This is a genomic window from Variovorax sp. F042 (assembly GCF_057814215.1).
Genome location: NZ_JBVASX010000002.1, coordinates 131,821 through 144,157 on the forward strand (window position 1 = coordinate 131,821; position 12,337 = coordinate 144,157).

A 12,337-nucleotide genomic window follows, 5' to 3' on the forward strand; every position below is an offset into this window, starting at 1 on the left:
GTGTCCTTGCGTGCTCAGGCCAGCTTGCAGCCGGTCTTGTCGACGGGCAGGAACGACTTGCCCGAGCTCACCACGTCGACGTAGTCGGCAGCGTCCTTCATCTTCGACTTCGCCTTGCCCTTGAGCAGGTAGTAGTCCTTGATGACCTGGTGGTCGGCCTTGCGGATTTCCTCGGTGCCGGTGAGGCCGTCGAACTTCATGCCTTCGAGCGCGGCAATCACCGCCTTCTGGTCCACGGTGCCGGCCTTCACGATGCCATCGATCAGGATCTTGGTGCAGACGTACGAGCCCGCGAGGCTGTAGTTGGGCACGATCTTGAGCTTGTCGGCGGTGCGCTTCACCAGGTCCTTGTTGAGGGAGGTGTCGGCCGTGTGCCAGTACTGCGCGCCAAAGTAGACGCCGTCGCACAGGTCGGCGCCCAGCTCGTCGAACTGCTCCAGCCCCGAGGCCCAGGCCATGAGGATCGTCATGTTCTTGTGCATGCCGAAGCTCACCGCCTGGCGCAGCGCGGCCGAAGACTGCGCACCGAAGTTCAGCAGCAGCAGCACGTCGGGCTTGGCGGCCATGGCGTTGGTGAGGTAGCCGCTGAATTCCTTCTCGTTGAGCGAGTGGTAGCTGTTGCCCACGTGCTCGATGCCCTTCTCCTGGAAGATGTTCTTGGCCGCGCTCAGCAGGCCGTCGCCGAACACGTACTGCGGCGTGATCGTGTACCAGCGCTTGGCCTTGGGCATCGAGGCGATCAGCGGACGCACCGTCTGCTCGATGGCGCCGAAGGTGGGCACCGACCAGCGGAAGGTGGCGGGGTTGCAGTCCTTGCCGGTGATTTCATCGGCGCCGGCGGTGGTGATGAACAGGCCGCCGGCCTTCTCGGCCTCCTTGCCCATGGCCAGCGCTTCCGACGAGAGGATGCCGCCCGCGAAGAACTTCGCGCCCTGCTGCTGCGAGGCTTCCTGCACTTTGCGCACCGCGGTGGCCGGCTTGCCTTCGGTGTCGAGCACCGTGTAGGCCAGCGGACGCTTCAGCACGCTGCCGTACTGCTCGATGGCCAGCTTCATGCCCAGGTCGGCGAACTTGCCATTGGCTGCGAAGGCACCCGACATCGGGACCGGGCAGCCGAAGCGGATCGCGTCCGCCGACTGGGCAAAGGCGGCGCGGCCGCCCAGGAGCGAAGCGGGGGCAGCCGACAGGGCGGCCAGCTGAAGAAGATGTCTGCGTTGCATGAGTTCTCCGGTCGTGGTGGGAAGTAAGGGAAAGGTGGTGCCTGCGATCGCTGGCGAATTTAAGCGGATAAATCGGATTAATATGCTGGTAAAAACCCGCTAGCAATCCTTGTGCCCAAAACCAGACCGCCCCGTCGCACGACGCCGTTTAAGATCGCCCGCTGTTGCGCATCCCGCGCATCTCCCGATGGGCATGGAGCGTGTGAATGAGAGTGGGGCAGAACCGCCCGAAGCGGCAAAAGCTCTCGGACGTCATCGTCGAAGACGTCAAGCGCTGGATCGTGGCGGAGCGCAAGCAGCCCGGCGACCGGCTGCCGAACGAGAAAGAACTGATCGAGCTTTTCGGCTATTCGAAGAGCACGGTGCGCGAGGCCTTGAAGGCGCTGGAGGTGCGCGGCCTAGTCTCCATCCGCACCGGCCCCGGCGGCGGGGCGTATCTGCAGCAGGTGTCGGTGGACCATGCATCGGAGCCGCTGCGCAACTTCCTGCACTTTCACCATCTCGACGGCCATCACATCTACCAGTTGCGCAAGGCACTGGAGCCCGAGCTGGCCGTGAGCGTGGTGGGCCGACTGACACCCGAGCAGTTCGAGCAGCTGGAAGAAAACGTCCGGCTGTGCACGATCGAGCCGACCAACGAAGACGAACTGCGCACGCAGCGCGAGGCCGAACTCGGCTTTCACACGATGCTGGCCGAGAGCTGCCCCAATCCGGTGCTCTCCTTCATGTGCCGTTTTCTCAACGACCTGCTGCGCGACCTCGTGGTCTACAAGAAGGCGCTGGACCACCACCACTTCGGCGAAGCCAACGTCGACTATCACACGCAGCTGCTGGCCGCCTACCGCAAGGAAGACGCCGAAGAAGTGCGCCGGCTGATGTCCGAGCACATGATCGATGCCGAGCAGCACATGCACGAGATGGAGGCGCATATCGGCGCCAAGCATCTGTTGCTGCCGAGCGGGCAGCGCTGACCTGCTTTACCGGTGCGCCTTCTCCAGGCATTCCTGAAACGCCAGCACCGCACGTGACGGCTTCGGCGAACGCCGCAACAGGCTGACGAAGCGGCACGCATAGTTGAAGCGCGCCGGCAGTACCGCTTTCATCAGCCCGCGCTGCTCGAACACCTGCGCGTAGTGGTCGGGCAGAAAGCCCAGGAAGCGCCCCGAAAGAATCAAGGTTGCAATCGCCTCCTGGTCGAAGCCCGTGGCCTTGCGCGACAGCTTCGCGCGGTGACTCAACTCCATGTTCGGCGAGTGGTAGCCGAGCCCCGCGAAATGGTGCTCGCGCAGCTTGGCCCAGGTGAGCCTGGCGTGATCGGCGCCGAACAGCGGGTGCTTCGCGCCGCAATACAACAGCATCGTCTCGTCGAACAAGTCGGCGTACACAAGGCTCTTGGAGCTGCGATGCGCCGGGATGATGCCGATCTGGAAATTGCCCTCCAGCACGCCCTGCTCTATGGCGTTGATCGAGCCCACGTGCAGCGCCAGAGTCACCTCGGGTGCGATCTCGGTGAAACGCGCGATCGCCTCGCCGATGCGCGCCTTCGGGTTGGTCGCCGTCTTGTCGAACAGCGCCACGTCCAGCTGCCCGCCCATGCGGTTGTGGATGTCGTCGATGCTGCCGCGGAAGGCGTCGACCGAGGCCAGCAGGCGCAGCGTCTCGTCGTATACGCGCTGCCCCTCGGCGGTGAGCGCAAAGCCGGCCCTCCCGCGCCGGCACAGCACGAGGCCCAGCCGCGTCTCCAGGTCTTTCACATGGCGGCTCACGGTGGAGGTGCCGATGTTCAGCTCCAGCTCGGCGGCCGCCATGCCGCCGCAGTCGACCACGCTCTTGAACACCTTGAGCAGGCGCAGGTCCATGTCGCTGAGCTGCCCCAATACGGCGCGGTTGCGGGCACTGTTTTGGGCACCGCTTCGGGCTTTGGCCTTTACTTGCATGAAGTGTCAAGTGAACATTGATATTGCGCCATTCTCCACACTGAAGGCTCTGCCAACAATCGGCACATCCCATCACCCCCGGAGCCCGCCCCGTGCGGGAAGCGCCATGACCCTCGCAACGCCCGCCATCGAACCGACGCCCACCGCGCGCACCGACGCCGCCTGGCTCGACGCGCACTGGATGCCCTACACCGGCAACCGCAACTTCAAGGCCGATCCGCGGATCATCGTGGAGGCCAAGGGCGCCTACTTCACCGACATCGACGGGCGCAAGATCTTCGACGGCCTCTCGGGCCTGTGGTGCTCGGGCCTGGGCCACGGCCGCCCCGAAATCACCGAGGCGGTGAGCCGCCAGATCGCCAAGCTCGACTACTCGCCCGCCTTCCAGTTCGGCCACCCGCTCTCCTTCGAGCTGGCCAACAAGATCAAGGAAATGACGCCCGCGGGCCTCGACTACGTGTTCTTCACCGGCTCGGGCTCCGAAGCCGCCGACACCTCGCTGAAGATGGCGCGCGCCTACTGGCGCACCAAGGGCCAGGCGAGCAAGACGCGCCTGATCGGCCGCGAGAAGGGCTACCACGGCGTCAACTACGGCGGCATCTCGGTCGGCGGCATCGCGGCCAACCGCAAGCTCTTCGGCCAGGGCGTCGAAGCCGACCACCTGCCGCACACGCAGCTCGCATCGAATGCCTTCACGCGCGGCATGGCCGAGAACGGCGCCGAGCTGGCCGACCGCCTGCTCGACCTGATCGCGCTGCACGACGCATCGAACATCGCGGCCGTCATCGTCGAACCCTTCGCGGGTTCGGCCGGCGTGGTGATTCCGCCCAAGGGCTACCTGAAGCGCCTGCGCGACATCTGCACGGCCAACAACATCCTGCTGATCTTCGACGAAGTGATCACCGGTTTCGGCCGCTGCGGCGCACTCACCGGCGCGGAAGCCTTCGGCGTGACGCCCGACATCATGAACATCGCCAAGCAGGTGACCAACGGCGCGCAGCCGATGGGCGCAGTAGTCGCCAGCAAGGAGATCTACGACACCTTCATGGCAGCAGGCGGCCCCGACTACATGCTCGAGTTCCCGCACGGCTACACCTACGGCGCACACCCGGTGGCCTGTGCCGCCGGCATCGCCGCACTCGACGTGCTGCAGAAGGAAGACATGATCGGCCGCGTGCAGGCGCTGGCGCCGCATTTCGAGAACGCCGTGCACAGCCTGAAGGGCAGCAAGCACGTGGCCGACATCCGCAACTACGGCCTCGCAGCCGGCATCACGATCGCCGCGCTGCCGGGCGAGCCCGCACGCCGTCCGTACGAGATCGCGATGAACTGCTGGAAGAAGGGCTTCTACGTGCGCTACGGCGGCGACACCATCCAGCTCGCTCCACCCTTCATCGCGGAGAAGGCCGAGATCGACCGCATGGTCAACGCACTGGCGGACGCGCTGGCCGAGACGGCCTGATCGGGGGCCGACACGATCCGACGGGGCAACCCGTCAGATCCGGCCCGACCTGATCTTGATGCTGGAGGTACGCACGGCGTACACGCCGTCGAAGGTCCTGAACCACACCAGGTCTTCCGACCTTGCAATAAAGCGCCCACGCATCTCGATTTCGAAGCGTGGCGTCAGCAGGTCCGAGATATAGGTGAATTCTTTTTCCGGCGCCACCTTTCCCGATCCATCCTTGGGTTGCCCCTCCTTCGCAATAAAGGCCGCGAGTTCCGAAAAGCCCCGTGCGGCTTCCGCGCTCAGTCGGCGCTGGATTTCCTCGGTGGGCTGGGCCAGATCATCCAGCGTGTAGGAAGATGGCAACTGGTACATGTAGAGACCGGACCACTGGTCGGCACCTGCGCCCTGCTCCAGCCGGACCGCCGCGGCCGTCAGCAGCCGCTCGTTGCTCGCCTTGCTCACATGCAAATAGGGTGTTGCACCCGTTTGCCCCGCCGCACCGGCGCCGGCGACATCCAGCCCCTGGCGGATCGCGGCATCGAGGAACAGCTGCCGAGGTTCCAGCGTGAGCTTGCCCTTCAGGCGCTGGGCATCGAGCCCCGTCCTGCTGTCGATCATGCCGGCATTGGCCGCCGCGCCCAGAGGGCCGAACAGCAATCCAACTGCCAGGCCACCTCCACCTTCCAACTGCGTGTAGACAATGCTCCTGGCATCGTCCAGGTGCCGCATCGCATGCCGCGGCTCTTCCACCGCCTTGGCATGCGCGAGTGCGAAAGTCCCGGGCGAACTGCCGGAGACAGGACGATTCTTGTAAGTGGGCGGCGTGCCGCAGCCCGTCAAGCCGGCAATAGCCAAAAGCGTGCAAAGCCAGAACGCGCGGCGATGCGCGCCATCGAGACAGATCATGTTTCCCCTCGCTCCATTGGTGTAGTCGCCGCTCCCACGCGGCGCGCGGATCATAGACCGGCACGGTCCTACAGCGGACGCTGCGACCGACTCCCAGAATCGCAGGCATGACGGTACTGAGCAGCGACATCCCCGCCCGCCTGGACCGCCTGCCGTGGTCGCGCTGGCACTGGCGCGTGGTGATCGCGCTGGGCGTGGCCTGGGTGCTCGACGGGCTCGAAGTCACTCTGGTCGGCTCCATCGGCGCGGTGCTGGAGCGGCCCGACACGCTGGGGCTCACGGCCGGCGAGATCGGGCTGTCGGGCTCGGTGTACGTGGCGGGCGCGGTGCTCGGCGCGCTGCTCTTCGGCCGGCTCACCGACCGGCTCGGGCGCAAGAAGCTCTTTCTCATCACGCTGGTGGTCTACACGGTCGGCACGCTGGCCACGGCGTTTTCTCCCAACTTTGCTTTCTTCGCGCTGTGCCGCTTCGTCACGGGGCTTGGCATCGGCGGCGAGTACGCGGCCATCAACTCGGCCATCGACGAACTGATCCCGGCGCGCGTGCGCGGGCGCGTCAACCTCGCGATCAACGGCAGCTTCTGGATCGGCGCGGCGCTGGGCGCGGCGCTCAGCCTGGTGCTGCTCAACGCTCGCGTGATCGGCCCGGTATGGGGCTGGCGCGCGGGCTTTGCGCTGGGCGCGGTGCTGGCGGTGGCTATCCTGCTGGTGCGGCGCGACGTGCCCGAGAGCCCGCGCTGGCTCATTGCACACGGACGCGCCGACGAGGCCAAACGCATCGTCGACCAGATCGAAGCGGAGATCGAGACCCAGCACGGTCCGCTGCCCGCGCCGCAAGGCTCTGTCGTGAACTACACGGCCGCGCGCGCCAACAGCCCGTCGATGCGCGAAGTGGCGCGCGTGCTGCTCAGGCGCTACCCGCAGCGCAGCATGGTCGCGCTGGCGCTGATGATCTCGCAGGCCTTCTTCTACAACGCGATCTTCTTCACCTATGCGCTGGTGCTCACGCGCTTCTACGGCGTGCCCGAAGGCGACGTGGCGCTCTACATCTTTCCGTTCGCGCTGGGCAATGTGCTCGGGCCGCTGCTGCTGGGCCCGCTGTTCGACAGCGTGGGCCGGCGCCGGATGATCGCGCTGACGTACGTACTCGCGGGCGTTGGCCTCGCGCTCACGGGCTGGGCCTTCATGATGGGCTGGCTCGATGCGCGCGGTCAGGCGCTGTGCTGGTCGGCGGTGTTCTTCCTGGCGTCGGCAGCGGCGAGTTCGGCGTACCTCACGGTGAGCGAGGTGTTTCCGCTCGAGATGCGTGCCATGGCCATCGCGATCTTCTACGCGGTCGGCATGGGCGCGGGCGGCTTCGCTGCGCCGCTGCTGTTCGGCCTGCTGATCGAAACCGGCAGCCGGGGCGCGGTGATGGTGGGCTACGGCATCGGCGCGGCGCTGGTCATCGTCGCGGGGCTGCTGGCCTTGCGCTATGCGGCCGATGCTGAGCGCAAGCCGCTGGAGGAAGTGGCGCCGCCGCTGTCTTCGGAAGCCGGCGGCGAGCGCTGACTGTCTCTACAGCGCGCAGGTTCTGAAGCCGAAGAAGCCGTCGTCACGCTCGGGCAGCGCAAAGCCACGGCGGCGCGGAGAACGCAGGCGCGCACGCGTCGCGAACGAAGCCCCGCGCAGCACGCGCGCCCGGCCGAAAGCAGCCGCGGGATCGAACTCTCCCCCTGCGCTCCACGGGTCGGCCCGATACCCCGGCCACGGCTGCAGCGTGCCCGACGTCCACTCGTGAACGTCGGCCCACCGGAAGCCACGCCGCCCGGCCGTGTGCGCAGCAATCTCCCATTCGACTTCGGTCGCGATGCGCCGCCCGGCCCAGCGCGCCCAGGCGTCGGCCTCCCACCAGCTCAGGTGCACGGCGCTGTGGTGGCCTGCCGCACGCACTGTCACGCCAAAGCGCTGCTGCAGCACCGAACCGCCCGTGCCGTTGCGCGCCGCGCCGATCTGCTCGACGTGGCGCGGCCCGCGCCGGCCCTCGATCTGCGCCCCGAGCCAGCGCCAGCCTTCGCCATGCCACAGCTCCTCGCGGTCGTAGCCGCCGTCGTCAACGAATTCGATGTACTGGTTCCAGGTGACGGGCTGCGCGTCGATCTCGAACTCGGGCACGTCGACCCGATGCGCGCTGCGCTCCTGTGCGAAGGCAAAGCCACTCTCGGACGAACCCAATTCCCATCGCGTGGCAGGCAGCAGCAGCGGCTCGCGCGTGACGGCGATGGGCGCCTGCTCGACGCCCAGGGGCAGCCCCAGTGTCTGCGCCATCACCACGAACTGCTCGCCGCGCAGGTCTTCGTGGAACAGCGCGAGGCGGTAGAAGTACAGGCCGGCATCGGTCTCGGCCGCGTTCTCGAGCAGCTCGAGCGTGCTCTCCAGCGTTTCGAGCAGGTAGGCCTTGGTCTGGGCGAGGTCGGGCAGGTCGGGCGACCAGCGGCGGCCCGGCGTGCTCTGCGACGGGTTCCACCAGTCGTCGGCGCCGGGGTCGATGGGCGCCAGGCGCGTGGGCCGCACCGGGCAGTCGACGCCGAAGGCGCGCTGGGTGTTGCGCCCGATCCACCATTCGGCGAACCAGCCGATGTGGCCGGCCAGCCAGACCGGCGGCACCACGCCCTCTTCCTCGGGCACGGGCGGCACGGCAAGCGCTTCGGCGCCCAGGGCCTCCTCGTAGAGCGACAGCAGGTGCAGCGTGTGGTTGCGCGCGTCGATCAGCGCCAGGGACAACAGCTCGCGGCCCGCGCGGCACATGTCGGGCGAATCGATCGAATGGGGCAGGCCCATGGCGCCCGAAGGCGTCGAAGGCGGAAGGCGCGAAGACATGGACGATTATGGCGACCAGGGCCGCCTCCCACGCCCCGGACAAGACCCGGATTCCGGGTAAACCCCGCCCCTCATGCCAAGTAGATACAAAGGTTCAACGGGGTAACATCTCGGGCTTTGCGCAGCTCCCACCAGGGGCCGGCGTTTCACCTTGGGCTTCGCGGGAGACACCCCCTTGTCTGCATTCCTCAAATTCGCGACCGGCATGGACTGGATCAGCGAAAAACTCGGCAAGATCGCCGGCTACGCCGTCCTGGCGGCCTCGCTCATCTCGGCGGCCAACGCCCTCGTCCGCTACGGCTTCGACTTCAGCAACAACGCGTTCCTCGAAATCCAGTGGTACCTGTTCGCCGCCACCGTGATGCTCGGCGCGCCCGTGGTGCTCCGCTTCAACGAGCATGTGCGCGTGGACATCATCTACGGCAAGCTCAAGGGCTATGGGCCGGTGTACGTCGACCTGTTCGGCCTGATCTTCTTCCTGCTGCCGGTGATGGCCCTCTTCACCTACGTCACCTGGCCCATGTTCTGGAACATGTGGGTCACGGGCGAGATGTCCGGCAACATCGGCGGCCTGATCCGCTGGCCCGCCGCGCTGCTGATGCCCGTGGGCTTCGCCGCGATGTTCCTGCAGGGCGTTTCGGAAATCATCAAGCGCATTGCCTACCTGCGCGGCCTGATCGAGATGGACACGCACTACGAGAAGCCGGTGCAGTGACGGGCGCTTTTCGCATCCCCGCGCCCCTTCTGGCCTAGCCCTCTCCCGCACCGCAGGATAAGTAGAAATGCACATGGAAAATTTCGCCCCGATCATGTTCGCGGGGCTCGTGGTGATCATGCTGATCGGCTTCCCGGTCGCGTTCTCGCTCTCCGCCCTCGGCCTGATCTGCGGCTTCTTCGCCATCGAGATGGGCTGGTTCCCGGCCGGCTTCATGGCCAACCTGCCGCTGAACGTGTTCGGCATCCTGTCGAACGAGACGCTGCTCGCGATCCCGTTCTTCACGTTGATGGGAGCCGTACTGGAGAAATGCGGATTGGCGGAGGACATGCTCGACTCGATGGGCCAGCTCTTCGGTCCCATCCGCGGCGGCCTCGGCTACTCGGTGATCATCGTGGGCTTCATCCTCGGCGCCATCACCGGCACGGTGGCCGGCCAGGTGATCGCAATGGCGATGATCTCGCTGCCGATCATGATGCGCTACGGCTACGACATGCGCTATTCGACCGGCGTGCTCGCCGCGTCGGGCACCATCACGCAGCTGGTGCCGCCTTCGCTGGTGCTGATCGTCATGGCCGACCAGCTCGGCACCGACGTGGGCCAGATGTACAAGGGCGCCTGGGGTCCGTCGATCCTGCAGGTCATCATCTTCGCGATCTACACCTTCATGGTCGGGCGGCTGCGCCCGCACTACGTGCCGGGCCTGCCGGCCAGCGCACGTACGCTGAACGGCTGGGCGCTGTGGGGCAAGTGCCTGCGCGGCATCATCCCCTCGGCCATCCTGATCTTCGCGGTGCTCGGCTCGATGGGCGGCCTGCCCTTCATGGACAAGGCCATCGCCACGCCGACCGAAGCCGGTGCGATGGGCGCGGTGGGCTCGCTCATCCTCGCGCTGATCCATCGCCGCCTGAACTGGCAGCTGATGAAGGACGCGATGGAAGGCACCATGCGCCTCACTGCGATGGTGGTGTTCATCCTCATCGGCTCGCGCGTGTTCTCGCTGGTGTTCCAGGGCGTCGACGGCGCCAAGTGGATCGAGCACATGCTCTCGGGCCTGCCGGGCGGCCAGGTGGGCTTCCTGATCGCGGTGAACATCTTTGTGTTCTTCCTCGCGTTCTTCCTCGACTTCTTCGAGATCGCGTTCATCATCCTGCCGCTGCTGGGCCCCGTGGCCCACAAGCTGGGCATCGACATGGTGTGGTTCGGCGTGCTGCTGTGCGTGAACATGCAGACCTCGTTCATGCACCCGCCCTTCGGCTTCGCGCTGTTCTACTTGCGAGGCATTGCGGACACCCTCTTCAAGAACGGGGCGCTACCCAAGAAGGTGGAGTCGCGCGACATCTACCTCGGCGCCGTGCCGTGGGTGCTGATGCAGCTGCTGCTGGTGGCCATCGTGATCTTCTTCCCGCAGACGGTCACCGTGTTCCTCGAGAAGGAAAAGGTCGTCGACATCGACAAGGTCAACCTCGACATGCCTGCCGACGCAGAGCCGCCGCCCGCGCCCGACAGCAACGGCGTGAACATGGAAGACCCGTTCGGCAACGAGAAGAAGACACCGGAAGAAACACCGGCGACGCCGCCGGCTTCCGGCGAAGCCACCAAGCCGTGAGCGACGACGGCGGCAGCACCCCCTCGCTCGAAAGCCCCGCCTTCCCTGCGCTGCTGCGCACGCTGGCGGTGGTGCTGGTGGTCGATCTCTTCGCCTTCGCGATCTGGAGCCTGCCCTCGCTGCGCAGCACCGCGTGGTCCACGAGCGCCCTCGTGGTGTTCGGCATCGCGGCGCTGTGCGTGGTGTGGGTCGGCTACTGGATCGTCTACAGCCGCACGCGGCTCGAAGGCGACGTGCTGATCCAGACCTGGCTCTGGAACAAGCGCGTGAGCGCGCAGGAAGTGGCGCAGCTCAAGCTCGTGCACATCCGCATGCTCGAACGCGTGATCGCGCCGCGGCTGCTGGTGCGACGGCGCTACGGCGGCATGACGTGGTTCCACTCGGCCGATGCGAGCGTGCTCGTGGCCTTCGGCGAACAGGTGGCGAAGCGCTCCATTCCACCGAAGCCGGATACCCCCGAACCCGATACCGGGTCGACGAAATAAAAAAAGCCCCGCTGGTTCCAGCGGGGCTTTTTTGCATGCAGCGCGCGAGGCGCCTGCTTACAGCTTCTGCTGCTGCATGAAGCGGTCGAAGGTGCCTTCCGTGTAGCGGAACCAGGCGTTCTGGTCGGCCAGGAATTTCGACCAGTCGCCGTAGATCTTCTTCCACTCGGGGTTGGTGTTGTTCAGGTCCGAGTAGATCTGCTGGGCCGACTTGAAGGCCGCGTTCATCACGTCCTGCGAGAACGGACGCAGCTTGGTGCCCGAACCCACGAGCTGCTTCAGCGCGATCGGGTTCTTGGAGTCGTACTTGGCCGTCATCGTGATGTTGGCGTGTGCGGCAGCCGCCTCGACGATGGCCTTGTACTCGGCCGACAGGCCTTCCCATGCCTTGGTGTTGATGTAGAAGTCGAGCTCGGGGCCGCCTTCCCACCAGCCGGGGTAGTAGTAGAACGGCGCGATCTTGTTGAAGCCCAGCTTCTGGTCGTCGTACGGGCCGACCCATTCGAGACCGTCCAGCGTGCCCTTTTCGAGCGCCGGGTACAGGTCGGCACCGGGAATCGATTGCGGGATCACGCCGAAAGGCTCGAGCACCTTGCCCGCGAACGGGTTGGTGCGGAACTTCAGGCCCTTCAGGTCGGCGACCGACTTGATTTCCTTGCGGAACCAGCCGCCCATCTGCGCGCCCGTGTTGCCGCCCGGCAGGTTGATGATGTTGTACTTGGCGTAGAACGCGCGCATCAGCTTCAGGCCGTTGCCTTCGTACATCCAGGCGTTCTGCTGGCGGGTGTTCATGCCGAAGGGCACTGCGCAGCCCAGGCAGAAGGTCGGGTCCTTGCCGTAGAAGTAGTACGGCGCCGTGTGGGCCATTTCGACCGAGGCGTTCTGCACGCCGTCGACCACGCCGAATGCGGGCATCAGCTCGCCGCCGGCATGCACGGAAATCTGGAACTTGCCGCCCGTCATGTCGCTGACGCTCTTCGAGAACACCTCGGCGGTGCCGAAGATGGTGTCCAGCGACTTGGGAAAACTCGACGCCAGGCGCCAGCGAACGGTGGCTTGGGCGTGAACCGCGGGTGCGATGCCGGCAGCCAGAACGCCCGCGATGCCGGCGTTTTTGATGAGGGAACGACGATCCATTGATAGCTCTCCGAGTTCTT

At 66.0% G+C, this 12,337-nt stretch carries 11 protein-coding genes; 6 read left to right on the forward strand and 5 right to left on the reverse strand.

Annotation, left to right across the window (positions count from 1 at the left end; translation table 11 throughout):
* Positions 1–14: 14 nt before the first annotated feature.
* Complete coding sequence (locus ACZYSP_RS09085) at positions 15–1,220, reverse strand: ABC transporter substrate-binding protein (protein WP_093075321.1); 1,206 nt, start codon at positions 1,218–1,220, stop codon at positions 15–17.
* Between the two features lie 206 nt (positions 1,221–1,426).
* On the opposite strand from ACZYSP_RS09085, the gene ACZYSP_RS09090 reads away from it, so the two are divergent.
* Complete coding sequence (locus ACZYSP_RS09090) at positions 1,427–2,191, forward strand: FadR/GntR family transcriptional regulator (RefSeq protein WP_093075324.1); 765 nt, start codon at positions 1,427–1,429, stop codon at positions 2,189–2,191.
* Between the two features lie 6 nt (positions 2,192–2,197).
* Here ACZYSP_RS09090 and ACZYSP_RS09095 read toward each other — a convergent pair whose 3' ends face one another.
* The gene (locus ACZYSP_RS09095; RefSeq protein WP_093075326.1) at positions 2,198–3,157 is read right to left on the reverse strand and encodes a LysR family transcriptional regulator; all 960 of its coding nucleotides are present in this window, start codon (positions 3,155–3,157) and stop codon (positions 2,198–2,200) included.
* Between the two features lie 106 nt (positions 3,158–3,263).
* On the opposite strand from ACZYSP_RS09095, the gene aptA reads away from it, so the two are divergent.
* Positions 3,264–4,619 carry an omega-aminotransferase AptA gene (aptA, locus tag ACZYSP_RS09100; protein WP_093075329.1) on the forward strand — a complete coding sequence of 452 codons (1,356 nt, stop codon included), beginning with the start codon at positions 3,264–3,266 and terminating at the stop codon, positions 4,617–4,619.
* 33 nt (positions 4,620–4,652) lie between these two features.
* On the opposite strand, the gene ACZYSP_RS09105 is transcribed toward aptA, so the two are convergent.
* Positions 4,653–5,513: a hypothetical protein gene (locus ACZYSP_RS09105; protein ID WP_093075331.1), complete on the reverse strand. Its 861-nt coding sequence runs from the start codon at positions 5,511–5,513 to the stop codon at positions 4,653–4,655.
* Between the two features lie 107 nt (positions 5,514–5,620).
* Between ACZYSP_RS09105 and ACZYSP_RS09110 the strand changes: the two genes are divergently transcribed.
* Positions 5,621–7,063: an MFS transporter gene (locus tag ACZYSP_RS09110; RefSeq protein ID WP_093075334.1), complete on the forward strand. Its 1,443-nt coding sequence runs from the start codon at positions 5,621–5,623 to the stop codon at positions 7,061–7,063.
* Positions 7,064–7,069: 6 nt separating this feature from the next.
* On the opposite strand, the gene ACZYSP_RS09115 is transcribed toward ACZYSP_RS09110, so the two are convergent.
* Positions 7,070–8,371 carry an SUMF1/EgtB/PvdO family nonheme iron enzyme gene (locus ACZYSP_RS09115; RefSeq protein WP_256216692.1) on the reverse strand — a complete coding sequence of 434 codons (1,302 nt, stop codon included), beginning with the start codon at positions 8,369–8,371 and terminating at the stop codon, positions 7,070–7,072.
* A gap of 175 nt (positions 8,372–8,546) precedes the next feature.
* Between ACZYSP_RS09115 and ACZYSP_RS09120 the strand changes: the two genes are divergently transcribed.
* The 3 genes from ACZYSP_RS09120 (at position 8,547) to ACZYSP_RS09130 (ending at position 11,180) form a co-directional block, all read left to right on the forward strand.
* The gene (locus tag ACZYSP_RS09120; RefSeq protein WP_093075336.1) at positions 8,547–9,086 is read left to right on the forward strand and encodes a TRAP transporter small permease subunit; all 540 of its coding nucleotides are present in this window, start codon (positions 8,547–8,549) and stop codon (positions 9,084–9,086) included.
* Between the two features lie 67 nt (positions 9,087–9,153).
* On the forward strand, positions 9,154–10,695 hold the full coding sequence (locus ACZYSP_RS09125; protein ID WP_093075339.1) for a TRAP transporter large permease: 1,542 nt from the start codon (positions 9,154–9,156) through the stop codon (positions 10,693–10,695).
* On the forward strand, positions 10,692–11,180 hold the full coding sequence (locus ACZYSP_RS09130; RefSeq protein WP_093075341.1) for a hypothetical protein: 489 nt from the start codon (positions 10,692–10,694) through the stop codon (positions 11,178–11,180). The genes ACZYSP_RS09125 and ACZYSP_RS09130 overlap by 4 nt, the downstream gene beginning before the upstream one ends.
* Positions 11,181–11,237: 57 nt before the next feature.
* Here the strand turns inward: ACZYSP_RS09130 and ACZYSP_RS09135 are convergent, their stop codons facing one another.
* On the reverse strand, positions 11,238–12,317 hold the full coding sequence (locus ACZYSP_RS09135; RefSeq protein ID WP_093049979.1) for a TRAP transporter substrate-binding protein: 1,080 nt from the start codon (positions 12,315–12,317) through the stop codon (positions 11,238–11,240).
* Positions 12,318–12,337: the final 20 nt, after the last annotated feature.